Annotated in this window: 24 protein-coding genes and 2 pseudogenes; 16 read left to right on the top strand and 10 right to left on the bottom strand. The window is 41.5% G+C overall.

Annotation, left to right across the window (positions count from 1 at the left end; genetic code table 11):
• The 9 genes and pseudogenes from PR833_RS18255 to PR833_RS18215 form a co-directional block, all read left to right on the top strand.
• Positions 1–157 (top strand): annotated as a pseudogene (locus PR833_RS18255) (UDP-glucose 6-dehydrogenase); the annotation flags it as partial.
• A complete protein-coding gene (locus PR833_RS18250) occupies positions 158–922 on the top strand; it encodes a glycosyltransferase family 2 protein (protein ID WP_036942521.1) in 765 nt (254 codons plus the stop codon). It abuts the pseudogene before it with no gap.
• A 101-nt stretch (positions 923–1023) separates the two neighbouring features.
• The gene (locus tag PR833_RS18245) at positions 1024–2169 is read left to right on the top strand and encodes a polysaccharide export protein (protein ID WP_036942520.1); all 1146 of its coding nucleotides are present in this window, start codon (positions 1024–1026) and stop codon (positions 2167–2169) included.
• Positions 2170–2174: 5 nt separating this feature from the next.
• A complete protein-coding gene (locus PR833_RS18240; protein WP_014657219.1) occupies positions 2175–2603 on the top strand; it encodes an arsenate reductase/protein-tyrosine-phosphatase family protein in 429 nt (142 codons plus the stop codon).
• A 33-nt stretch (positions 2604–2636) separates the two neighbouring features.
• On the top strand, positions 2637–4715 hold the full coding sequence (locus PR833_RS18235; protein ID WP_272526401.1) for a polysaccharide biosynthesis tyrosine autokinase: 2079 nt from the start codon (positions 2637–2639) through the stop codon (positions 4713–4715).
• A 17-nt stretch (positions 4716–4732) separates the two neighbouring features.
• A complete protein-coding gene (gene galE / locus PR833_RS18230; RefSeq protein WP_004924333.1) occupies positions 4733–5761 on the top strand; it encodes a UDP-glucose 4-epimerase GalE in 1029 nt (342 codons plus the stop codon).
• 152 nt (positions 5762–5913) lie between these two features.
• Complete coding sequence (trmL, locus tag PR833_RS18225; protein WP_014657216.1) at positions 5914–6417, top strand: tRNA (uridine(34)/cytosine(34)/5-carboxymethylaminomethyluridine(34)-2'-O)-methyltransferase TrmL; 504 nt, start codon at positions 5914–5916, stop codon at positions 6415–6417.
• A gap of 80 nt (positions 6418–6497) precedes the next feature.
• A complete protein-coding gene (locus PR833_RS20475; protein ID WP_427864963.1) occupies positions 6498–6638 on the top strand; it encodes a type II toxin-antitoxin system Phd/YefM family antitoxin in 141 nt (46 codons plus the stop codon).
• Between the two features lie 124 nt (positions 6639–6762).
• Positions 6763–6998, top strand: a pseudogene (locus tag PR833_RS18215) (Txe/YoeB family addiction module toxin); the annotation flags it as partial.
• Positions 6999–7106: 108 nt separating this feature from the next.
• Here PR833_RS18215 and cysE read toward each other — a convergent pair.
• The 4 genes from cysE to PR833_RS18195 all read right to left on the bottom strand — a co-directional run bounded on the left by cysE (position 7107) and on the right by PR833_RS18195 (position 10010).
• On the bottom strand, positions 7107–7928 hold the full coding sequence (gene cysE / locus PR833_RS18210) for a serine O-acetyltransferase (protein ID WP_004924317.1): 822 nt from the start codon (positions 7926–7928) through the stop codon (positions 7107–7109).
• A gap of 23 nt (positions 7929–7951) precedes the next feature.
• Positions 7952–8980 carry an NAD(P)H-dependent glycerol-3-phosphate dehydrogenase gene (gpsA, locus tag PR833_RS18205; RefSeq protein ID WP_004924313.1) on the bottom strand — a complete coding sequence of 343 codons (1029 nt, stop codon included), beginning with the start codon at positions 8978–8980 and terminating at the stop codon, positions 7952–7954.
• Entirely contained in the window at positions 8980–9456 is a 477-nt protein-coding gene (gene secB, locus PR833_RS18200; RefSeq protein WP_014657213.1) for a protein-export chaperone SecB, read from the bottom strand. Before secB ends, gpsA begins: the two co-directional genes overlap by 1 nt.
• Positions 9457–9572: 116 nt before the next feature.
• Positions 9573–10010, bottom strand: a complete 438-nt coding sequence (locus PR833_RS18195) for a rhodanese-like domain-containing protein (protein WP_004924305.1) — start codon at positions 10008–10010, stop codon at positions 9573–9575.
• A 495-nt stretch (positions 10011–10505) separates the two neighbouring features.
• On the opposite strand from PR833_RS18195, the gene envC reads away from it, so the two are divergent.
• The gene (gene envC / locus PR833_RS18190; protein ID WP_154610458.1) at positions 10506–11798 is read left to right on the top strand and encodes a murein hydrolase activator EnvC; all 1293 of its coding nucleotides are present in this window, start codon (positions 10506–10508) and stop codon (positions 11796–11798) included.
• Positions 11799–11824: 26 nt separating this feature from the next.
• Positions 11825–12784 (top strand): divergent polysaccharide deacetylase family protein, encoded by a 960-nt coding sequence (locus PR833_RS18185; protein WP_272526399.1) that lies wholly within the window; start codon positions 11825–11827, stop codon positions 12782–12784.
• 75 nt (positions 12785–12859) lie between these two features.
• Here PR833_RS18185 and tdh read toward each other — a convergent pair whose 3' ends face one another.
• Both tdh and PR833_RS18175 read right to left on the bottom strand, forming a co-directional pair.
• Positions 12860–13885 (bottom strand): L-threonine 3-dehydrogenase, encoded by a 1026-nt coding sequence (tdh, locus tag PR833_RS18180; RefSeq protein ID WP_036942514.1) that lies wholly within the window; start codon positions 13883–13885, stop codon positions 12860–12862.
• Positions 13886–13908: 23 nt separating this feature from the next.
• Complete coding sequence (locus tag PR833_RS18175; RefSeq protein ID WP_004924294.1) at positions 13909–15105, bottom strand: glycine C-acetyltransferase; 1197 nt, start codon at positions 15103–15105, stop codon at positions 13909–13911.
• A 231-nt stretch (positions 15106–15336) separates the two neighbouring features.
• On the opposite strand from PR833_RS18175, the gene rfaD reads away from it, so the two are divergent.
• From rfaD to rfaC, 3 genes are read left to right on the top strand one after another with little or no spacing between them, the layout of a single operon-like run.
• Complete coding sequence (gene rfaD / locus PR833_RS18170) at positions 15337–16275, top strand: ADP-glyceromanno-heptose 6-epimerase (protein ID WP_004924289.1); 939 nt, start codon at positions 15337–15339, stop codon at positions 16273–16275.
• 9 nt (positions 16276–16284) lie between these two features.
• Positions 16285–17331, top strand: a complete 1047-nt coding sequence (rfaF, locus tag PR833_RS18165) for an ADP-heptose--LPS heptosyltransferase RfaF (RefSeq protein WP_004924285.1) — start codon at positions 16285–16287, stop codon at positions 17329–17331.
• On the top strand, positions 17331–18293 hold the full coding sequence (gene rfaC, locus PR833_RS18160; protein WP_272526398.1) for a lipopolysaccharide heptosyltransferase RfaC: 963 nt from the start codon (positions 17331–17333) through the stop codon (positions 18291–18293). The genes rfaF and rfaC overlap by 1 nt, the downstream gene beginning before the upstream one ends.
• A 53-nt stretch (positions 18294–18346) precedes the next feature.
• Here the strand turns inward: rfaC and PR833_RS18155 are convergent, their stop codons facing one another.
• The gene (locus tag PR833_RS18155) at positions 18347–19810 is read right to left on the bottom strand and encodes an ArnT family glycosyltransferase (protein WP_272526397.1); all 1464 of its coding nucleotides are present in this window, start codon (positions 19808–19810) and stop codon (positions 18347–18349) included.
• A gap of 207 nt (positions 19811–20017) precedes the next feature.
• Positions 20018–21295 carry a lipid IV(A) 3-deoxy-D-manno-octulosonic acid transferase gene (gene waaA / locus PR833_RS18150; protein ID WP_004924272.1) on the bottom strand — a complete coding sequence of 426 codons (1278 nt, stop codon included), beginning with the start codon at positions 21293–21295 and terminating at the stop codon, positions 20018–20020.
• Between the two features lie 215 nt (positions 21296–21510).
• On the opposite strand from waaA, the gene coaD reads away from it, so the two are divergent.
• A complete protein-coding gene (coaD, locus tag PR833_RS18145; RefSeq protein WP_004924268.1) occupies positions 21511–21996 on the top strand; it encodes a pantetheine-phosphate adenylyltransferase in 486 nt (161 codons plus the stop codon).
• Positions 21997–21998: 2 nt separating this feature from the next.
• Here coaD and mutM read toward each other — a convergent pair whose 3' ends face one another.
• On the bottom strand, positions 21999–22808 hold the full coding sequence (mutM, locus tag PR833_RS18140) for a bifunctional DNA-formamidopyrimidine glycosylase/DNA-(apurinic or apyrimidinic site) lyase (RefSeq protein WP_014657203.1): 810 nt from the start codon (positions 22806–22808) through the stop codon (positions 21999–22001).
• A gap of 212 nt (positions 22809–23020) precedes the next feature.
• On the opposite strand from mutM, the gene PR833_RS18135 reads away from it, so the two are divergent.
• A complete protein-coding gene (locus tag PR833_RS18135) occupies positions 23021–24259 on the top strand; it encodes an O-antigen ligase family protein (protein WP_154598607.1) in 1239 nt (412 codons plus the stop codon).
• Between the two features lie 31 nt (positions 24260–24290).
• On the opposite strand, the gene PR833_RS18130 is transcribed toward PR833_RS18135, so the two are convergent.
• Positions 24291–25271, bottom strand: coding sequence for a glycosyltransferase (locus tag PR833_RS18130; RefSeq protein WP_036942491.1), 981 nt, complete (start codon positions 25269–25271; stop codon positions 24291–24293).
• Positions 25272–25329 lie beyond the last annotated feature (58 nt).

Raw genomic sequence — 25329 nt, 5'->3', positions numbered from 1 at the left:
AGTGCTGAAAGAAGATGAGTTCTTCCGTTCAAAAGTCTACCGTGACCTTGAGGCCTTTAAAGCGGATAGCGATATTATTTTGGCTAACCGGATGGTGCCTGAAATCGAAGATGTGGCGGATAAAGTGTATACCCGCGACCTATTTGGTAACGATTAAATGAATTTGTTTTTTGACAAGCCTTTAGTTTCTGTAATCATGCCCTGTTATAATGCAGAAAAAAACATTCAGGAGTCAATACAGTCTGTTTTAGAGCAGGAGTATGATAATCTTGAATTGATAATTATCGACGATAATTCAACAGATAATACTAGAAGTATTCTTAAAAAGATTGATGACCCTAGGGTTCATATCATTCTTTCTGATGAAAATCATGGTGCTGGGTATTCTCGAAATAAAGGTATCGAAAGTGCTAAAGGACGTTTTATTGCCTTTTTAGATAGTGATGATATTTGGTTAAAAAATAAATTAAAAGAACAAGTTTCTTTTATGTTAGATAATAATTACAATTTTACTTTTAGTTATTACCAACATATAAGTAACAACGGATTAGGAAAAATTGTCACAGCTCCAACATTCACAACCTACCATAAATCATTATACGGTAATGTAATAGGTTGTCTGACAGTAATCTATGATGCTGATTACTTTGGTAAACAATACATGCCGCTGATTAGAAAAAGGCAAGACTTTGGACTATGGTTAACATTGCTTTCCATCGAAAAGAAAGCTTATTGTTACCCTAAAGTGTTAGCTTATTATCGGACAGACTCCGGTATGACTCAAAATAAGTTGAATGCTGCTAGATATCAGTGGCAATTTTATCGAGAAGTTTTAAAACTTAATCCTTTTCAGACTTTCTGGTATTTTTCTTTTTATACCATCAATGGTTTCTTAAAACATTCGAGTATACTAAAGAAGTAAAAGTGTTCTAATAACATGAAATAAATGATTTTCATTAGAATAACCGTTATATTCTATTAGCTTTACTTACGATAAACTCCTACTAAAGGAATAGCTAGTTTATGAAACATCTTTCTGTTATTGCGCTAATGCTCACCGCATTAACTGGCTGTACCGTTACCCCTGGTGTCTATATGTCTACCTCGGGGAAAAATGTCGTCGACACTGGCGATCGTGATATTTCTAAATTTGTCGATATCTACCCGATCTCGCCAAAACTATTAGATGAGATGTATACCCCACAGGTTATCGCAAAACCCAACCCAACCTTAGAGAAGCAACTTGCAACCTATGAGTACCGTGTTGGTGTGGGTGATGTATTAACCATTACGGTATGGGATCACCCTGAGTTAACCATTCCTGCTGGCTCTTACCGTAGCGCCGCGGACTCCGGTAACTGGGTGCATTCCGATGGTACTATCTACTATCCGTATATTGGTAAAGTTAAAGTTATCGGTAAAACCGTCACTGAAATCCGTAACTTAATTAGCAACCGCCTTGCAACCTATATTGAGTCTCCGCAAGTGGATGTCAGCATTGCCGCCTTCCGCTCACAGAAAATGTATGTTTCAGGTGAAGTGGCTAAACCCGGTACACTGCCGATTACTAACGTACCGCTAACGGTTTTAGAGGCCTTTAATAATGCAGGCGGCCTGACTGAAAAAGCCGATTGGGACAATGTCGTACTCACCCGAAATGGCAAAGAAATTAAAATCTCACTGCAAGCATTAGTTCAGTATGGCGACCTAACGCAAAACCATCTGATGCTACCGGGTGATGTGTTATACGTACCACGTAACGACGGGCAGAAAGTATTTGTGATGGGCGAAGTGGGTCAGCCAAATACCCTAACCATTGACCGTGCTGGCATGAGTATCACCGAAGCATTGAGTAAAGCAGGCGGTACAGATCAAAATACCGCTAATGCAACTGGCGTATTTGTCATCCGTCCAATTAAAAACCAAACCTCAGGTGATAAAGAGCTGGATGCCCTACTGCCGAAAAAAATGGCGGCGGTCTATCAGTTAGATTTATCCGATGCCACTGCCATGGTGATGGGAACTGAATTTAAACTGCAACCTTATGACTTAGTTTATGTCACAGCCGCTCCAGTTGTACGTTGGAACCGCCTAATCACCCAATTGCTACCAACCATCGCAACTTATAATCAGTTAACCGAAGGTACTAAACGTATTCATGACTGGTAATCCATATGTTTAATAATATTCTCGTTGTCTGTATGGGGAATATTTGCCGCTCCCCCACGGGGGAGCGCCTATTACAAACCCATTTCCCCGATAAAAAGGTGCACTCCGCGGGCATTATCGCCAAAGAGGATCGCCCCGCTTATGATAGCGCCATCCGTATTGCACAAAACCACAATCTCTCTTTAGATGGCCATCAATCACGTCGTTTAACCAGTGAATTATGTAAAGAAGCAGACTTAATCCTAGTGATGGAAAACGACCATATTGATAGAATCCATCAACAGTTCCCCGAGACGCGTGGCAAAGTCATGCTGTTCGGCCAGTGGCTAAATAAAACCGAGATCCCAGATCCGCATAAACGCAGTGATGAAATGTTCGAGCATGTTTATCAACTGATGGAAAAAGCCGTTATACAGTGGCAAGGGAAAATTTAATTTTACTATTTGAAGGCTTAACGTTAATTGATTATGAACACGACAAAAACCAGCTCCGCTACCTCTGACGAAATCGATCTGCTGGCGCTATTTAAGGTACTCAAATCCAGCTACCTTAAAATCGGCTTTTTTACCCTCTTTTTTATTGTTATTGGTGCCGCTTATAGTTTTCTAGCGACACCAATCTATCAAGCCAATGCGACACTGCAATACGATAAAATGAGCCAAGTTTCATTGTTAGATCAAATGAGCGATGTGATGCCATTTGCTAATAGTAATAGCCAAGCCGATTCCGAAATCGAGGTCATTAAGTCTCGGATGGTGCTCGGTAAAACGGTTGCAGACCTTAATTTAGATACCCACACCGCACCGGCTGGTTTTTTCGATAGGCTTTGGGGAGACAAAGCTTCTATCGCTATTTCCCTCTATTCTTTACCTGAACATCTTATTGGTGAACCCGCTATTGTGACCTATTTAGGCGAAAACCGTTATGCTCTTCATATTGATAACCAAACCTTTGAAGGCAAAGTGGGCGAACTCCTAAAACAAGATGAAATCAGCTTGCTGGTATCCTCAATCAATGCTGAAGTCGGACAAGAATTTACCTTATCTAAAGATGCCCGTTATTCGACCATTGAAAACCTACGTAATACCTTAACGATTGCAGAAGTCGGTAAAGGCACGGGGATTATTAATCTTGCTATTAAAGGTGCCGATAAAGCGGAAAATGTGCAAATTCTGAATAGTATTATTCAAAATTATGTGGATCAAAATACCGAGCGCAAAAAAGAGGTTACCAACAATACTCTACTATTCCTAGATGAATACTTACCGAAAGTAAAAACTAAATTGGACAACTATGAAAACCAATTAAATGCTTTCCGTAAAAAGAATGAATCTATCGACCTGTCCTTAGAGGCTAAATCAGCTCTTGATAGCGCCTTGCAAGTCGAAGAAAAACTCAATGAATTAACCTTTAAAGAGGTAGAGATCCAGCAGCTCTATACCCGTAACCACCCTGCTTACCAATCATTGCTGGATAAGCGTCAGCAACTGTTACGTGAAAAAGAGAAAATCAGTAAAAATATCCAAAAACTTCCCAATACCCAGCAACAGATAGTACGTTTAACCCGTGATGTAGAGTCCGAGCAAGCTATCTATAATCAGCTAGTGGCCAAACAGCAAGAGCTGAGCGTATTAAACTCCGGGATCACCGCCGATGTGCGTATTATTGACTCGGCAGAATCCCAACCTAATGCCGTGGCACCGAAAAAAGCGCTCATAATGGTTCTGGCGACGATCCTCGGTTTTATTGTGGGTTGCGCTTATGTGATCGCCCGTGAGTTCTTTAATAATAAGATTAAAGGTACTGAAGATATCGATGCATTAGGTGTTAACGTCTATGCCACTATTCCATTCTCTACTCATGAGAAAAAATTAATTGCAGCGGGGAATAAGCCCCCACTTGCATTGGAAAACCCAGCCGATACGGCAGTAGAAGCCATCCGTTCCCTGCGTACCAGCGTTTACTTCTCGGTGATGAACCAAGGGAATAACTTGGTGATGATCAGTAGTGCGTCACCGGGCGTAGGTAAAAGCTTTGTTACCTCTAATATGGCGGTTGTATTAGCTAATGCGGGTAAAAAAGTTCTCTTAATTGATACCGACTTACGTAAAGGCCGTATTCATAAAGCCTTTGGTTTAAGCAATAAAGCGGGGTTATCCGAATATTTGGCTCAGCAGGACATTACGCAACCGACCATCCACCGTGGTGTGATTGAAAACCTAGATGTGATCTGCCGTGGTAAAAATGTCACTCACTCTTCTGAGTTACTGATGGGAGAACGTTTTAAACACCTGCTCGACACGGTGAAAGGGCAATATGATATCGTGGTTATCGATACCGCCCCAATCTTAGCAATCACTGACTCTGCGATTATCGGTAAGTACGTCGGCACCTCACTGCTTATTGCCTACTATGGTGTCAATACGGTGAAAGACGTTGAGCTATCGCTAAAACGCTTTAAACAAAACGATATCGAAATCACAGGCGTGATCCTCAATGGTATCGATGCGAAATCAGACGACTATAACTATGTCTATGAGTACTAGTCGTACAGGAATTTAAAATGAATCATACAAAGGTCTTAGTCACAGGCGGTCTTGGCTACATTGGTAGCCATACCTGTGTGCAGATGATTGAACAAGGCATGCAACCAATTATTTTAGATAATTTATGTAATGCCAACCCAGAAGTACTCAACCGCATTGAAACCATCACAGGTACAAAACCTGTCTTCTATGCCGGTGATGTACGTGATAACGCTATTCTGGATACGATTTTTGCTGAGCACCAAATCACATCGGTGATCCACTTTGCTGGGTTAAAAGCGGTTGGTGAATCCGTTCAAAAACCGATTGAGTATTATGATAATAACGTCAATGGCACGTTAGTATTACTTGCCAGTATGCAAAAAGCGGGCGTCAAAAGCTTAATTTTTAGCTCATCGGCTACTGTGTATGGTGATCCAGAAGAAGTACCATTAACCGAAGACTCTAAAGTCGGTGGTACTACCAACCCATATGGCACCAGTAAATATATGGTTGAGCGTATTCTTGCTGATCTATATATTGCACATAACGATTGGTCGGTTACTTTACTACGCTACTTTAATCCCGTTGGCGCACACCAATCAGGCTTAATTGGTGAAGACCCACAGGGTATTCCAAATAACCTAACACCTTATATCGCTCAAGTAGCAGTTGGTCGTCATAAAGAAGTCATGGTATTTGGCTCTGATTACCCAACTCCAGATGGTACTGGCGTACGTGATTATATCCATGTTATGGATTTAGCTAGCGGTCATATTGCAGCATTAAATAATGTCAGCCATCAAGCAGGCCTACATATCTATAACCTAGGTACGGGTAAAGGAACGAGTGTATTAGAGATGATTGCTGCTTTTGAAAAAGCATCAGGTAAACCTATCCCGTATAAAATTGTTGAGCGCCGCCCTGGCGATATCGCTGAATGTTGGTCTAGCCCTAAAAAGGCCTTTAATGATTTAGGATGGAAAGCACAATATTCAGTACAAGATATGGTTAATGACAGCTGGCGTTGGCAATCTCAAAACCCTAACGGCTATAAGCAGCAATAGCCTTTAATTGAGATCCTTCACTTAACAGCGGGTTCCTTATCGAACCCGCTTTTTTATTTAGCTTCAACAACTACATGCAACTTGTACCATTTGCGCGTAAAATCCTTCCTCATTGTTCCATCTAACTTGACTGTTTAATACAACCATTCGTTATGCCACATATTGTTTTATTCGAACCAGAGATCCCGCCAAATACGGGCAATATTATTCGCCTTTGTGCCAATACCGGATTTAGTTTGCACCTTATCCATCCGCTAGGCTTTACTTGGGATGATAAGCGACTACGCCGTGCAGGCTTAGATTACAGTGAATTCGCCGATATCAAACACCATCATGACTATTATGCTTTTTTAGATAGCGAAGGCTTAAGTCCTGATAATAACCAATCTGCTAGCGGTGCTCGCGTTTTTGCTTTAACCACCAAAGGTAAGCCAAGCCACAGTAATGTAAGCTATCGGCAAGATGATTATTTAATGTTTGGTCCAGAAACGCGGGGATTACCCCCTTACGTACTCGACAATATGCCAATTGAGCAAAAAATTCGTATCCCTATGTTGGCAGATAGTCGCAGTATGAACCTATCCAACTCTGTTGCAGTGGTGGTGTTCGAGGCATGGAGGCAGTTGGGTTACGCAGGAGCATTATTACGCGACTGATTTAGCAGCCATGCATTCTTGAACTGTCCTTATAACGCCATTATACCTGTACAGAATAAAGTACAAGTATAGGAGGGTAAATGAAAACAATTTCATTTAGTGATGCTAGAAATAATCTAAAATCGGTATTAGATAGCGTTGTTGATGATGCAGATACAACTATCATCACTCGTCGTGACTCAGAGGATGCTGTAGTTATGTCTTTAGAGTTATTACAATAGCCTAATGGAAACGATTTATTACGCTCACCAGCAAATGCCGAACATTTAAATAAATCAATCGATCAATTTAAAGCCGGAAAAGTAAAGAAAAGAGAGCTTATAAATGAGTAGATTTTTAATATGAACTGACCAAGGATGGGAAGACTATCTATACTGGCAAACCCAAGACAAAAAAAGCTCAAACGCATTAATAAGCTCATTGACGATACTAAAAGAACTCCCTTTTATGGGATAGGAAAACCAGAACCACTAAAAGAAAACTTAGCTGGCTTCTGGTCTAAACGAATAGATGAAACAAATAGGCTCATTTATTCAATAGACGATGAGGGTTTAACTATTATTGCTTGTCGTTATTATTAAAAGGTTCAATAAATTGTGATACAGTAACATGAAATAACTCATCTGTATGGCTAGTATATTCATCCATATCTTTTAGCAGTTTCAACTCAGATAAAATAATGACTCTTCTCAAATCCCATCGCCATCTTCAAAACCATAAATCGAACCATTAAAGTTCTGATCCATCTCAAATGATGGTTTATCACTATTTGGCTTGCCAACCACCCGAGCAGGTACACCCGCGACGGTTGTATGAGGGGGAACAGGGTGAAGAACAACCGAGCCAGCACCAATTTTTGCGCCACGACCTATCTCAATATTACCAAGAATCTTCGCGCCAGCGCCGATCATCACGCCTTCTCGTACTTTAGGGTGACGGTCACCGCAGGTTTTGCCTGTACCACCTAAAGTCACGGATTGAAGAATAGAAACATCGTTCTCAACAACGGCAGTTTCACCAATCACAATGCCCGTAGCATGATCCAGCATAATGCCACAACCAATACGAGCAGCAGGGTGAATATCCACTGCAAAAGTGACTGATATTTGATTTTGCAGGTAAACCGCAAGCGCTTGGCGCCCCTCTTTCCATAGCCAATGCCCAATACGGTAACCTTGCAATGCATGGAACCCTTTAAGGTAGAGGAGTGGCGTAGAGTATTTATCCACCGCGGGGTCACGTAGACGCACGGCGGATAAATCCATTGCGGCTGAAAAGATCATCTGCTCATCATTACGATACGCTTCTTCAACAATCTCCCTCACTTCCATCGCAGGCATAATGGGAGAGCTTAGCTTGTTTGCTAACATATAGCTGAGCGCACTGCCTAAGTTGTCATGCTTTAGCAGTGTTGCATTAAAAAAACTGGCTAGTAGCGGTTCACAATCAGCAAGCGATTTTGCTTCCTCTTTAATAAACCCCCAGATCCTATCCAATTCTTCTCGCGACATAATGACTCACTTATCTTTTAACTTTAATCTTTCGACGTCGGCGTATAAGCAATTTCATCTTTTGTTGCACGCCCTAATAGAGCCTGTGCAGCCTCTAACACATTTTTATGGCAATAGAGGATTTGATAAATTTGCTCCGTGATAGGCATCTCAACACCAGTACGCTCAGCAAGCGCTTTCACTTCTTTAGTATTGCGATAGCCTTCCACCACTTGGCCAATCTCTTTTTCGGCTTCACTGACACTCACCCCATCGCCGAGCATCATACCAAAACGGCGGTTACGTGATTGGTTATCAGTACAGGTTAACACTAAGTCACCTAACCCCGCCATACCCATAAAGGTGGCAGGATCAGCACCTAATGCCGCACCTAACCGGCTCATTTCGGCAAGGCCACGGGTAATTAATGCGGTACGCGCATTCGCGCCAAACCCCATACCATCAGAAATACCCGCGCCAATCGCAATGACGTTCTTCACGGCTCCGCCAAGCTGTACGCCGACCATATCAGGGTTTTTGTACACACGGAAACTCTTACCGCAATGGAAAAGTTGTTGCAGTTCATCGCCAAATTGGCTGTCGGTTGCCGCAACCGAAATTGCCGTCGGCATCCCCGCCGCCAGCTCTTTGGCAAACGTAGGGCCAGATAGCACCGCGAGTGGAATTTCATTGCCTAATACTTCACGTGCCACATCTTGTAATAAGCGTCCTGTATCTCTTTCTAAGCCTTTAGTCGCCCAAATAACACGAGAATTGGCTTGGAGATGAGGTTGAATTTGCTTGAGTACATCACCAAAAACGTGGCTTGGTACTACGATCAAGATATTCGGACTCGCTTCCACGGCACGTTTGAGGTCCGCTTCGAGAGATAAACTATCAGGGAAAGAAACGCCAGGCAAAAATGCCTGATTGCTACGTTCTTGTTGTAATGTATGGATATGCTGAGGATCATGCCCCCACAGCACAACCTGATGACCATTACGAGCTAACGTAATGGCTAAAGCGGTGCCGTAAGATCCGGCACCGATGACTGTCATTGAAGCAGTTTTCATTAAGCGTCCTGTTGAGCTTCTGTATCTGGCGCTGATTCACCTTGCTGCTGTTGCAAATAATTCATAAACAGTGCATCAAAGTTAACTGGCGCAAGGTTCAGTTGAGGGAATGTACCACGGCTCACCATGCTAGTGATTGCTTCACGTGCATATGGGAACAGAATGTTAGGGCAGTATGCACCTAAGCAATGTGCCATTTGCGTGCCTTCAATACCTTCGATTGAGAATACACCGGCTTGTTGAACTTCACACAGGAATGCAGTTTCTTCACCCAGTTTTGCTGTTGTGGTAACACGCAAAACAACTTCATAAACACCTTCAGTCAATTGAGTAGAAGAAGTATCCAAATCCAGTTTGATTTCTGGCTGCCACTCATGCTGGAAAATATGTGGTGCATTCGGTGCTTCAAATGAAACATCTTTTGTATAGATACGTTGGATCTGGAATACCATTTCTGAGTTGTTTTGTTCTGACATAGTTTTAATACCTTTTAACTTCCATATGAATTTGACTGTATAGACCCGCCGATGTTCAAACTAACCTGTCTCAAATGAGCATCATTGGATATATGACAATTTACACGCCGGATAAATTATTTCTTACCACGAGCCAACGGCAGGTTTTCACCTGACCAGCCAGCAATCCCTTCTTTTAAGATAAAGACTTTTTCAAAACCGTGCTGGACGAGGTGCTCAGCCGGTTTACCTGATTCCATACCACTTGCAGAGACCACAATAACGGGTTTCTGTTTGTGTTTATCTAGCTCACCTAAATTATTGTCTTTAATTTCAGATGGCGTTAAGTTGATAGAATCAATAATGTGCCCTTTGCGGAAGTCGTCACGAGTACGTAAATCCACAACGACTGCCTCTTCTTTATTAATCAGAGCAATCGCCTGCGCGCGAGTGATCACTTTTGATTTAGAGAACAAACCTTTAAAGGTCATTACGACCACCGCGACAAATAGTGCGATCCAAACCAGACTCAATAACATGTTCCGGCTGACGAATTGCATGATTTCTTGCATCATGGGGGGCAATCACTCCCGTTAGTTAAAAACGAATACCAAAGGGTTCAGAGTATACCTTTGTGTTGAGCTAATTACAGCCAGTTAGCGCAAACTACATTGTTTTTTTTGCGAAACACTCCGCAGAAATGGTCTCTAATCCCAACAAAATAGCGTTTATTTATCAATATAGACGAACCATTTTACCATAAGCACAAAGCGTGACAAAAAATTGCACTGTTAAAATCAAGCATTCTGTGTGGTGGAAAAAGACACAGAGGCACTAACGAGCACTGAAAATATTTGATTTAATGCTACAAAATGGCGCGATACACTATACAATCAATAGGATGACAAATGATGATATGCTAATTATTACAAGATAATTTAGTTTTCATCAGGTCATAAAACGCGTTTGGTTCGGCGCGATTTGTTGCAATATTCAGAATAGGGTGCTGGTAACTCACGCTATCAGATGAAATAATCAGCTATCGCATTTATTCGAGGTTTTCTATCAGAATGGCCAATACACATAACCGGATGAAAAAAGCAGCTATTCGTCAGGCTATTGCTTCAACCCTGTTCGTTTGTGGATTAATCTCTCTGGTGCCTAATCAGGTATTGGCGGCCAATCAGATCACCGAAAATAAAGATCAGCTCCAAAATTTGCTGCAAAATATCGCTGAAAAAGAAAAAAGCGTCAAAAACCAGCAAGCCAAACGGGCATCATTGCTGAATCAACTCCAACAGCAAGAGAAAAACATTTCTGCGGCAGGGCGTGAGCTACATGAGACACAATCTCAACTTAAGCAATTAGATAAAGAGATTTCCTCATTAAGCAGCAATATTAACCGATTGCAAAAGCAAAAAGCCGAGCACGAAAAGTTACTTGCCGAGCAACTTGACGCAGCCTTTCGATTAGGTAAGCACCAAGGCCTATCACTGTTTTTAAAAGGTGAAGAAGGCCAACGGGAAGAGCGTATCCTCGCCTATTACAGCTACCTCAATCAAGCGCGCGAAAAAAATATTAAACAGCTTGAGGCCACCACCCTTGAGCTAAATCAGCAAAAACAGCTTGAGCAGCAAAAACAAGCGGAACAAAAAACAGCTTTAGCTCGCCAACAGCAAGAAAAACGTAAACTCGATAAGGCTCAGGCAGCACGTAAGCAAACTCTTGCGGCCCTTGAAAGTACGCTTAAAGAAGATCAAAAAAATCTTGCCATCATGAAACAAAATGAATCTAGGTTGCGAGATAAGATCGCGCGTGCTGAACGTGAGGCGAAAGCCAGAGCGGAGCGTGAAGCACGTGAAGCCGCACGTATTCGTGCTGAAGTGGCCGAAAAAGAGCGTAAAGCCAAACAAAAAGGCTCGACTTATAAACCTTCAGAGAGTGAGCGTTCACTCATGTCTCGTACCGGCGGCTTAGGCCGCCCTGCGGGGCAAGCACTATGGCCAGTTCGCGGACAGACCCTGCACAATTATGGTGAGGCAATTTCAGGTGAGCTACGCTGGAAAGGTATGGTTATCGGCGCTAACGAAGGCACACAAGTCAAAGCCATTGCCGATGGCCGTGTACTACTTGCTGACTGGCTACAAGGTTATGGCCTCGTCGTCGTGGTTGAACATGGTAAAGGCGATATGAGCTTATATGGCTATAACCAAAGTGCTCTCGTCAATGTTGGGCAAGAAGTTCGCGCTGGGCAACCTATCGCCCTTGTGGGAAGTAGTGGTGGGCAAGAGCGACCAGCACTGTACTTCGAAATTCGTCGGCAGGGTAAAACGGTCAACCCTCGCCCTTGGCTAGGTAGATAGCCAAATAAATAGTTAGGAATATAATTATGTCAAAACGCCGGCCTTTTATGCGACTCATCGGTTTATCTCTTTTGATGATGAGCCTTCAGGCTAGTGCAGCAAAATTAGCGATAGTCATTGATGACTTTGGCTATCGCACGAAAGAAGATAACCAAATATTGGCGCTGCCGACGCCAATCACGATTGCTATCTTGCCTGATTCACCTCATGGTCAGCTTGTTGCCAATAAAGCCCATCAGCAAGGGCGAGAGGTTATCATTCACATGCCGATGAAACCCCTTAGCAAGCAACCACTCGAAAAAAACACCCTTTCACCAACCATGAGCGCCGAAGAAATTGACCGTATTATCAAACGAGCCATTAGCCAAGTGCCTTATGCCAAAGGCATGAATAATCATATGGGCAGTGAAATGACCTCTAGTCTTTCAGGTATGCGCCATGTCATGAACTCACTGTCTAAGGCGAACTTTTTCTTTTTAGATAGCGTGACCATCGGAAATACGCAGGCCGTAAAAGCCGCAAATGAATTTGGTGTTCCCGTTGTACGCCGCCATATCTTCCTTGATAACCATCAATCAGAGGAAGAAACTCGCGTTCAACTTAATAAAGCGGTCGCCTATGCACGTAAACATGGCAATGCGATTGCGATAGGTCATCCACACCCTTCGACCGTTCGTGCTTTACAGAAATACTTGCCGCAACTCCCTGCAGATATAGAACTTGTCTCGGTAAGCGCCTTATTACAAGGAAGTTCGCAACCCACAGACCAAAAACCGTTAAAAATGCAGCCTGAAACGCCGAATAAACAGCCCACGCCTTCTACAGTCAACCCTAAAGATACGGCGCTGGAGCCAGTTAGGCTCGGGGTATGTGAGTTTACAGTGCCAGAAAATACGTCGCTAGAAGGGATTGATTTTCTGATGTTTGTGGTTGAATCAATTTATCAAGATAAGACGCTACGGCCGCTATTATCTGCCCCAAAATAGCCGCTCTTTACACAACAAAAACCCTAACACTGTTTTCCAGTTGCCGCACAAATTCGGCAACTGGAATACCACCGACTAATCCCAATTTAATATCACTTTTCCTGACTGCCCTGAACGCATCACGTCAAAGCCCTTTTGGAAATCATCGATAGAAAATTGATGGGTGATTATTGGTGAAAGATCTAACCCAGATTGGATCAAGGTCGCCATTTTATACCAAGTTTCAAACATCTCTCGGCCATAAATACCTTTGATAAATAGGCCTTTAAAAATCACTTTACTCCAATCAATCGCCATTTCTGAAGATGGGATCCCCAATAAAGCAATGCGACCGCCGTGGTTCATCGTGTCTAGCATAGAGTGAAAAGCCGCAGGAGAGCCAGATACCTCTAAAGCCACATCAAAGCCTTCTTGCATGCCAAGCTCTTTCATCACATCTTTTAGATTTTCACGCCCCACATTCACCGCGCGAGTGACACCCATTTTTTTAGCTAGCTCTAATCGATAGTCATTGATATCAGTGATAACAACGTGACGAGCCCCCACATGTCGGCACACCGCGGCAGCCATAATACCGATAGGCCCTGCTCCTGAAACTAAAACATCTTCACCAACAAGATCAAAAGAGAGCGCAGTATGAACCGCGTTACCAAATGGGTCAAAGATAGCAGCAATTTCATCTGGAATATTATCGGGGATTTTAAACGCATTAAATGCAGGCAACACAAGGTATTGTGCAAAACAGCCGGGGCGATTTACCCCCACGCCAATCGTGTTACGGCATAAATGCGTGCGCCCCCCACGACAGTTGCGACAGTGACCGCATGTAATATGCCCCTCACCGGAAACACGATCACCGATTTTAAAGCCTTTGACTTCCTGTCCTATCTCAACAATTTCCCCAATATATTCATGGCCCACAACCATTGGAACAGGAATGGTTTTTTGTGACCATTCATCCCAGTTATAGATATGAACATCCGTACCACAAATGGCGGTTTTACGGATTTTTATCATCACATCATTGTGCCCTAGTTCCGGTTTTGGAACTTCTGTCATCCATATACCTGGTTCTGCTTTTAATTTAGACAGTGCTTTCATAGAACGGCCTTATATTATTATCATTAGGAAATGACTTTCAGTTTTTTGCCTATGCGGGTGAATGCGTCTACAACGCGTAAAATATCTTCTTCCGTATGTGCCGCCGACATTTGTGTACGAATACGCGCTTGTCCTTGAGGAACAACAGGGTAGAAGAAACCAGTTACATAAATACCTTCTTCTAGTAATTCATTTGCAAAAACTTGAGCAAGCGCCGCATCCCCTAACATAACGGGAATAATGGCATGATCGGCGCCAGCGAGAGTAAAGCCTGCCGCAGACATCTTTTCACGAAATAGCGCGGCATTACGCCATAACCGCTCACGTAGCGCATCCCCCTCACTCATCATATCGATGACTTTAATCGAGGCCGCAACGATAGCGGGGGCTAATGAGTTGGAAAATAAGTAAGGACGAGAGCGTTGACGTAACCACTCGACGACTTCTTTTTTTGCCGCCGTATAACCGCCTGAAGCCCCACCAAGCGCTTTACCCAGTGTTCCTGTAATAATGTCTACTCGCCCCATTACATCACAATATTCATGGGTGCCGCGGCCATTTTTACCAACAAAACCAACCGCATGAGAATCATCAACCATCACTAATGCTTGGAATTCATCTGCTAGGTCACAAACCGCTTTCAAATTGGCAATAACACCATCCATTGAGAAGACACCATCCGTCGCAATCAAAATGTGGCGTGCACCTGCGGCTTTAGCCTCTTCGAGACAAGCCCTAAGCTCTGCCATATCATTATTTGCATAACGATACCGTTTAGCTTTACAAAGGCGTATTCCATCGATAATGGAAGCATGGTTTAACGCATCTGAAATGACCGCGTCTTCGGGGCCTAGCAAGGTTTCAAATAATCCCCCATTCGCATCAAAACAAGAGGAATAGAGTATGGCGTCCTCCATACCTAAAAAATCAGCCAATTTCTTTTCGAGTTGTTTATGGCTATCTTGTGTTCCACAAATAAAACGGACAGAAGCCATACCAAAACCGTGACTATCCATACCCTGCTTCGCGGCTTCAATCAAATCTGGGTGATTTGCTAATCCCAAGTAATTGTTGGCACAAAAATTAACAACTCGCTTATTACCAACAATTTCAATATCTGCATCTTGCGAGGAAGTAATTATCCGCTCATGCTTAAACAAACCAGCAGCCTCTGTTTGGGCTAACTGCTCTTTAATCTGCTGATAAAATAGTTCTGACATGATTTATTCCTGTTATGTAACGATTTTTAGAGTTTAATAATAGATACTAAAACTATCGACTGATGCAGCATAAATAAATTAAGTTTGCAGCCAAGATCACGATCATTACCCTATAAAAATGTAGCCTCTAGAATGTTTGTCTGCTAGTTATGGTGTCGTCAGCGCGCAGAAATGCTATTATGAAAAACAATTCGTATCCTTTTTGTTCTTAACCCATTTGAGGTATGCCCGATGATCATTGTCACTGGCGGAGCTGGTTTTATTGGTAGCAACATTGTCAAAGCATTAAATGATGCTGGTCGTACAGATATTCTCGTTGTCGATAATCTGAAAGACGGTACTAAGTTTGCCAACCTTGTTGACCTCGATATTGCTGATTACATTGATAAAGAAGATTTTATTGCGAGTATTATCGCCGGTGATGATTTTGGTGATGTCGATGCGGTATTCCATGAAGGTGCTTGCTCATCCACAACTGAATGGGATGGCAAGTATATGATGGATAATAACTATCAGTATTCGAAAGAGTTACTGCATTTTTGCTTAGAGCGCGAAATCCCATTCCTCTACGCCTCTTCAGCAGCAACATACGGTGGTCGTAGTGATAATTTTATTGAAGATCGCCAGTTCGAAAAGCCACTCAACGTGTATGGCTATTCGAAATTCCTCTTTGACCAGTACGTTCGCGAAATTTTGCCAGAAGCACAGTCGCAAATTTGTGGTTTCCGTTACTTCAACGTATATGGTCCTCGTGAGGGTCATAAAGGCAGCATGGCAAGTGTCGCTTACCATCTGAATAAGCAAATTAATGAAGGTCAACAACCCAAGCTATTTGAAGGCAGTGAAAACTTCCGCCGTGACTTTATTTATGTCGGCGATGTTGCCGCAGTCAATTTATGGTTCTGGCAGAACAATATTTCAGGGATCTTTAACTGTGGTACAGGCCGTGCCGAGTCATTCCAAGCCGTAGCCGATGCAGTGACACAATTCCACAGTGATAAAAATGTTTCTGTTGAATACATTGAATTCCCTGAGAAACTAAAAGGGCGCTATCAAAGCTTCACACAAGCAGACATGACAAAATTACGTACGGCTGGCTATAAGGCACCTTTTAAAACAGTTGCCGAAGGCGTAGCTGAATATATGCAATGGCTGAATAAAGAAGATTAATACAACTTTATGAAAATATTGGTGATCGGCCCCTCATGGGTAGGGGATATGATGATGTCACAGAGCCTATATCGCACGCTAAAGGCTCAATATCCCCAAGCACAAATTGATGTGATGGCACCTCAATGGTGCCGCCCTCTATTGGCGAAAATGCCCGAAGTCAATGCCGCCATCCCAATGCCATTAGGCCATGGTGCGCTCGCGATTGGTGAGCGCCGTAAACTTGGCCTTAGCTTACGCCAAAATGGTTATGACCAAGCCATTGTTCTTCCGAACTCATTTAAATCTGCTTTGGTGCCCTTCTTTGCCAAAATTGCCAAACGAACGGGTTGGCGCGGTGAGATGCGTTATGGACTACTTAATGACCTCCGTACATTAGATAAAGCCGCTTTTCCGTTGATGGTGCAGCGCTATGTTGCATTAGCTTATGATAAGCAAAACATTCACAGCGCAGCAGATATTCCAGAGCCTATCTTATGGCCTAAACTGGCTGTTAATGAACAAGAAGTCACTGAGGCTATTAAAGCGTTTAATATCAATACCACACGCCCAATTATTGGCTTCTGCCCTGGTGCAGAATTTGGTCCGGCTAAACGTTGGCCACACTATCACTACGCCGCGCTAGCGGAGCAGTTGATCAGCGAAAAAGGTTATCAAGTTCTCTTATTTGGCTCACAAAAAGATCATGATGCAGGTGAGGAAATTCGCCAAAGCCTAACGGACAGTGCGCATGAGCATTGTAGTAACCTTGCAGGTAAAACGTCTTTAGAACAAGCTGTGAATTTAATTGCTAGCTGTCAGGCCGTTGTCAGCAATGATTCAGGACTGATGCATGTTGCTGCTGCATTGGATAAACCGCTTGTTGCCCTATATGGCCCAAGTAGCCCTGATTTTACGCCTCCACTATCGAATAAAGCAGAAGTTATCCGCTTAATTAGTGGCTACCATAAAGTTCGTAAAGGTGATGGGGCAAGCGGTTATCATCAAAGTCTCATCGATATTCAACCTCAATTAGTGGTTGATGCGCTGGCGCGATTACAAATAGGTGTTGCTTGATGCGCGTACTGCTAGTAAAGACTTCATCGATGGGGGATGTGTTACACTCCCTACCCGCACTAACGGATGCACAGCAAGCCTTTCCTCATATCCAATTCGATTGGGTTGTGGAAGAGGGTTTTGCGCAGATCCCCACATGGCACAGCGCAGTCAATCAAGTGATCCCTGTTGCTATCCGCCGTTGGCGTAAAAACTGGTTTTCTGCCCCCATTCGCGCCGAACGTGCTGCATTTCGCCAGCAACTGACTGCAACCCGCTATGATGCGATTATTGATGCTCAAGGCCTATTGAAAAGTGCCTTTCTGGTCACGCGTCTCGCAGATGGCCCTAAACATGGCTATGATCGCCACAGTATTCGAGAGCCTATTGCCAGTTTTTTTTACGACTATAAATACCAAATTAGTAAGCAACAGCACGCCGTAGAACGTATTCGCCAACTGTTTGCCGCGAGTCTTGCCTACGATTGTCCTAAAGCGCAAGGTGACTATGCCATCGCTCAACATTTTTTACATGCCCCCACAGTCACACAGGATGACTATGTGGTGTTCTTGCATTCAACCACTCGTGATGATAAACACTGGCCTGAAGAGCACTGGCGAGAACTGATTGGGTTAATGGCCAACAGTGGTTTAAAAATAAAACTGCCATGGGGCGCAGAGCATGAACACCAAAGGGCATTACGCCTTGCAGATGGGTTTGATTTTGTCGAAGTTTTGCCTAAATTAACCTTAGCCCAAGTTGCTCTACAAATTGCTAATGCTAAGGCGGTGGTTTCTGTTGATACTGGCCTTAGCCATTTAACCGCCGCATTAGATAAACCGAATTTCACCCTGTTTGGCCCAACAGATCCCGGGCTGATTGGCGGCTATGGTTTAGAGCAACATGAAATTAAATCTGTGGATGGTACTATGAGTTCAATAAAACCAATGGCAATTTTTAGCCAATTAAAAGAGCACTTATAATTAATCTATACGAATTAAAACGGCTAAAACATTAGCCGTTTTAATATTCTTACCTATAATTTCTCTGGCGCAATAAACCCAAAACACATGGTTTCTGGCTCAGCATCCGGCTCTGAACGATAGATAACCTCTTCTTTCTCAATCGTAAATTGTGGCCAGTACTGACGAACCTTATCAAAATTCTCATGAGCGCAATCATCATACTTACGACCTAACAGCAACGCACCATGCTGGCGGATCTCCGCTTCTGTAATCTTGCGGTTATACACATTCGGCGGCATATGATGTTCAAGAGTCCAAGGCTGGATCACATGTGGCCTATCTTTTGCGTAGATAATAAACCATTGATGTAAATTATCTTCACCACCAACATATTTTAGTGGAACGCCATAACGTTCATGCCAGCGATCTTCACCCTCCGCGATCAACGTTTTCACGCCAATAAATTTTTGCCCTGCGCCCTTAATATTAGCCGCTTGCACAACACAATAACCTAACAGAACCACGACACCGAAAAGGGCTAAACCAATCAGTGGTTTTCTGAGTGATTTAGTCGGCATGACTGTTATAGAGCCAATAAATAGCGGGGCACAAGCTGCCATAAAGGGTTGCAACCATTCGGTAATACGCCCACCGTCATGGAAAGAGAACCAACCATAGATCACCGCTAATGGGAAAAGAACCAAGAAATTCGCCATACGATTTGCTAGCGATTTCGGCCAACCTAATTTCCCACCACAGCTATATAAAATAATGGCGGCAATAATTAAAGGATAAAATACGCTGAGCGCCGCCTTAGTCGTATGCAAATTAAAGCCTGGGTCAATCTGTGAATCCACCCATTTAAAGGCAGAAAAATCACTCGCCATTAACCAAAAGAAATTAGGTAATACAATCGCAAACCAAAGTGCAATCGCTAAATAAAAAACAGGATAACGATAACTTTGGCGAACTTGTTTAACAAATAACGTTAATAAAAATACCGATCCTACCAGCGATAATGTTGAATATTTCCCCATTGTCGCCAAACCTGCAAATAAAGCAAAAAGCAGCCACCAAGCCGGATTTTCATAAACGGCTCGTAAGAAAAAGTAGATTATCCAAGCCCAAAAGGTCACTAAAATATAGTTATCATTGTAAGGAATGATATCAAAATTAATCACACCCGATAAATTCAACATCAACATCGCAAACCAAGCTAGGTCATGACGTGCTGTTAAACGGTATGCTAATTTCCAGACCCCCAATAAACCAAAGGCAACCCCGACAAAATGAATAAAGTACCAGTAAAAACTGTAGGAAATACCCAAATAAATAGCAGGCCACATAAGAACACCAACAAACCAAGGGTTTTTTGGTGAACCCCACTCCCCATTCATCCCCCAGTTAACGGCTTCCACCGTATCATAAGGCACTGTAGGATCTAAGTGAAAGCTGGCTAGAATCCATGCAACCGCATAGCCAATGACCCATAAATAAACATATTTGTTTGATGTTGATTGATTGATTGCTGGCATACTGTCTTAAATAATTGAGTAAAAGTACCCACTATCTATTAGGCAGACTCATCATGCATAAAAATACAAACCTAATAGCACCAATGGAAATTAAACGGCAGATTCTACTATAGTTTATAGCGAATAATAAGAAAGGAAGACAAATAGTCATCATCTATTGTCGTTTTATTCAAGTTCAATATTCTGAATTAGAAATAATCGTTAAAATTATTGCTCTCTCGGAGGCAAGTAAGGTTGTAAAAGCTTTAATAAACGTTGTAGCGCCCCCTGATTTTCATGCAAAACTTCCGCAGCATGACGACCATAATATAAACGGTAATCTTCGTCCGACAGGAGGCTAGTGACTGCTTGAACTATTGAATCGCTATCAGTCACCGTAATTAAGCCATCCGCCTGCTTCAGCTTCCCACAAATATCCTTAAAATTAAACGTATGTGGTCCCATTAAAACAGGTAACGCATGTGCTGCCGCTTCCAACGGGTTATGTCCCCCTGTTTCCACAAGGCTGCCACCAACAAATGCTAAATCCGCAATTCCATATAACAACATCAGCTCCCCCATCGTATCCCCGACAACCACTTGTATATCAGGAGTAGGCACAATACCTTCACTACGACGAATAAACTTAAGGCCTGCTTTTTGGGTGAGTTCTTCTGCTTTGGCAAAACGTTCAGGATGACGAGGAACTAAAATCAGTAATAAATCAGGAAATTGTTTTAATAATTGCTGGTGTGCCGCTAACACGATAGCCTCTTCACCTTCATGGGTGCTAGTGGCAATCCAAACGGGTCGATGTGCCGCCCACTGCCGGCGTAATGTGACGGCTCTAACCGCAAGCTCTGGGGTAACGGAAATATCAAACTTAAGGCTCCCCGTGACATTTAATTGCACACGTCTTAACCCTAGCTTGATGAAACGCTCACCATCTTCTTGGTGCTGTGCAGCAACCATCGTGACATTGCGCAACATACGTTTCACAAAACTACCTAACTTTTGGTAGCCTGCCGCAGAGCGCTCAGACAAACGCGCATTCGCAATCACTAAGGGTATTTGGCGACGATTAAGTTGATTAATCATATTCGGCCATAATTCCGTTTCCATAATAATTACTAATTTAGGATCAACTTGATTAAGAAAACGGCGCATAGAGCACGGGAGATCATAAGGAAGGTAGACATGGTAGACATCATCACCGAATGCCGAAACGACTCGTTCGGAGCCTGTTGGTGTCATCGTGGTTACCGTAATCGGCAATGACGGATAGTGATGCCGTAATGCCCGTACCAAAGGCACAGCGGCAAGGGTTTCACCAACAGATACTGAATGCAGCAGAATACCGCCCGGCGCAACTTTACCAGCACAAAAACCATAACGTTCACCCCAACGCTTACGATACGCGGGAGCTTTGCGACCCCGCACTAATAGGCGTACCCAAATGAGTGGCTGGATAAGATAAAGAAGTACCTGATATAAACGCAATAACATTCGATCTGATTCACTTACCAAAATTGGCGCTATCTTAACATAAACCTTTTATTAAAGTGTGCAGAATATGCACCTAAAAATAGCTTTAAAATTCGCTTAGGGCATCATTAGTCGGTTGCAACAGCACTTAATAGTCGATAATGTTGATAATATGCACATATTACTTAATTTAAATTTTTTAAATTAGCGTTAACAAACAACGAGATATCAATATTATGAAACATAAAGCGATTTACCCTGGTACATTTGACCCTATTACTTCAGGCCATATTGATATTGTTTCTCGTGCGGCGGCAATGTTTGACCACGTATTACTCGCTATCGCTAATAGCCAACGCAAAAGTCCCATGTTTACCCTTGAAGAGCGTGTTGAACTTGCCCAAAAAGTCACCTCGCACTTAAACAATGTTGAGGTGGTTGGCTTTTCTGAGCTAATGGCTAATTTCGCACAAAAACATGGCGCAAATATACTTATCCGTGGCGTTCGTTCTGTTGCAGATTTTGAATATGAATGGCAGCTCGCAAACATGAACCGCCATTTTGTTCCTGAATTGGAAACGGTATTCTTACTCCCTTCACAAAGCTTATCTTTTGTTTCATCGTCACTGATAAAAGATGTGGCACTCCATGATGGCGATATTTCTTCTTTCCTTCCGCCCGTTGTCGCTGAAGCGATGCTAAAAAAGCTGAATAAAATTTAAGCTTATTTTTGACATTGAGGACAATAAAAGGTACTACGTTGGCCTTGTTTGATACTAAGAATTGGCGTGCCACATATCAAACAAGGCTCACCTTTTTTACCATATACAAACAATTCTTGGGCGAAGTACCCTGGTTTCCCATCGGATTGTAGAAAATCTTTCAGCGTGGTTCCACCCTGCTCAATAGAGCGCTGCAGTACCTTTTTGATCTGCTGGACCAAATCAATCGATTGTTCAAGAGTCAATGTGTGCGTGATTTTTTCTGGTGAAATGCCCGCCGCAAATAGTGCTTCATTAGCATAAATATTACCAACACCCACTACAACCTTGTTATCCATCAGCCAAGGTTTAATGGCTATTTTTCGCTTTCCTGCCTGCTCAAATAAATATTGAGCATTAAATTCATCAGAAAGAGGTTCTGGGCCTAGATGGGATAAAACACGACTCGTTTCAAGATCATCACACCATAACCACGCACCAAAGCGCCGAGGATCCGTGTACCGTAGTACTTTGCCATCTTTTAATACCAAATCAACATGGTCATGTTTTTCTTCAGGCAATTCTTCCAACAATATACGCAGACTACCCGACATACCTAAGTGGATAATAATCCAACCATTTTTTAGTTCGATTAACAGATACTTAGCGCGCCTTTGTACACTTAAAATCATTTCATCAGATAAACTTTTAATTTGCTCTGATACAGGCCAACGTAAGCGGCTGTTACGAACAATTGCATACTGAATTGAGTTACCAACAAGATGTGGTTCTATCCCTCTACGACTGGTTTCAACCTCGGGTAGTTCTGGCATAAGTCGATCCTTAAACATCGAAATGATTAATAGAAATCAAATATCTTAAACTAAATCGCAATGTTAACTGCCTGATAGTCTGGACATTCAAGTATATGATAAATACAATTCATACATTAGCAATCAAAGATAAGTTATCTAGCACGATAAAAACATTTCGTAGCGTTTGCTCACCCTAAAAAGAAAAATGACATTCATCAGCAGGCGGATTTGTGAATATAAAAAACAGTATTATTAGCCAACTTCCTTTCCTATTAGTTTCTCTTGTCATGTTGGGTATGTTTACAAATGATACTCAAGGTGTTTTAAACATTTCTGCCGCCTTGCTTTTCCTTTACACTATTTATGTCATTATAAAAAATAAGATCCATATTAAAGATGACATTATTAACCTTGTTAGGGGTAAGAAGGTATTCTTTTTATTCAACTTATGGTGTTTGTCTTGTATTCTGTTTTTTACTTATCCCGGCTTTACTCTAGAGGCACTCAAAGAATTTTTTAATGACTGGCGCTATGTCATTATTATCTCATTATTTTTAATAGCCTTTAAAAATAATGAATCAAAATCAATAAAAACAATCAGTTATACTCTAATTGCCACTCTGGCTTTCACTATCTTTATTTCACCTGTATTAAAGCAATTTAAAAGTAGTGACCTGCCTTTATATTTGCAGCTCAGATATGGCTTTGCTCACTATACCACCTTACTTTTTCCATTCACTTTTAGCGCCTTTTTTATTTTTAAAAATAAAATATTAAAAGCTGCGATGTTCATTTTATCTATTTTATCTTTCTGTTTTTTACTCTATACTGGTAGCCGAGGTGGTGTTCTTTCATTACTTATTGAATCACTTATTATTTTATTTTTATTCTCCAAAAGTATTAAAAGATTTATTTTATATATAGTCATTTTCATAATTGCTTCTTTAAGTATTACAACTATTGCATATACCACAATTCCTCAAGTAAAAAATAAAATAAATCAGACTCTAAGTGCTAAAAATATTACCTCAAGTAGAGATAAAATTATTTTAACAAGACTTCCTATTTTTACTCATGAAAATAAAAATATAGTTTTTGGCGTGGGATATGGTTCCGTATCTTATAACCAGTATCTTAATGATAACCATGCTGAGCGGTTTTCTGGAGGAGGTGTCTACTCAGAGCGTAAAAAAGAGTACGTACATAATAATGATGATCCCTTCTTCCTAAACATTATGTATAACGTTGGTTTAGGTGGTTTAATTTTATTCTGTTTGGCCTATATTATTAATTTAAAAGATCTACTTAGTTCGATAAAAATCCAAAAAAATATTCTCAATGTCGGGATACTTGTTTCTTCTATTGGCTATTTTTTAATTTACTGCCTCTTTGAATTTATATTCTTAGATATTTTCTTTCTATACAATATTTTAGTAGCAATTTTGATCAACAGAAAGCTATCAAGCTAAGCAGAGTAATGCTGACTAAGTCAGCATTCCCTTAATGAAATATTTTCTTTTTCATATATTCTGCTGTTGCTAATAAAAATTGCAAAAACTTCCCATTCTTTCTTAGGTGTGATTTTTTACGGGATAATTGCTTATAACTTTCGGCTTTAAGTAAAGGGATATTTTTCCAAGGCGAATTCTGTCGTGCAATCTCAAAAAATTGATATTCACTATAGAAATTTGCCCATTCATGAAATGGCTTAGTTAAGCCAACAAAGTGAATAAAAACAACCTCATCAGGTATATTATTAATATCCCTCTTACTGGTAATATACCAATCTAAAGAGAACATAAAATTAAAGTTCTCACTGATATTCACTAATTTATTATTAAGTAAAATATTCAAGGCATCTTGATCTGGATGAGTAAAATGACTACTTTTTACTAATTCAATCACCCGATTCGGAATATCTTCTTCAACCATTTTCTGGATTGACATATACAAAAATCCAGAGTTAAAGTATTTACTCATCTCCATTGGTAGCTGTTTCTTTTCACTACAAAATTTATCCTTTACTGCATAAAGATAAATATTTTCATTAAACTCCAATGTTTTTAGATATGAAAGGTTACCTTTACAAATAATATCTGCATCCAAATAGAGTAATTTATCAATTGATTGTGAAAGATAATCGATAATCACTAATCTAAAATAAATGGCATGACTCCAAGCTTGCGATGGTAACGGTAACCGCTTAAATTCTTGGTTATCAATCAAATAAATGGTTATTTTATGCTGGCTACTCTCAACTAGCTGTTGGAAAAGCTGTTTGTCTGTTAGGTCATCAACCAAAATATGGAAATGAAAATGCGTCTCTTTATTATTAATAAGGATCGATGAAATTGATGTGCCAACACCGTAGAGGAACTTTTCATCGACCCCATAAGCAATATGAAAGTAGCCGTCATCACGATCATTAGCTTTACTGCCGCTTATTTCAACTAGTGATTTGATCATTTCATGACTTAGCATTTTGTTAACCTTACTGAATATTATTATTCGATACTTAGTTTATGATAAAGAAACAGTT

The sequence above is a fragment of the Providencia sp. PROV189 genome (genome assembly GCF_028480065.1).
In the GTDB taxonomy this organism is placed as follows: Bacteria; Pseudomonadota; Gammaproteobacteria; order Enterobacterales; family Enterobacteriaceae; genus Providencia; species Providencia stuartii.
This window is presented reverse-complemented; position numbering and strand designations above follow the sequence as displayed.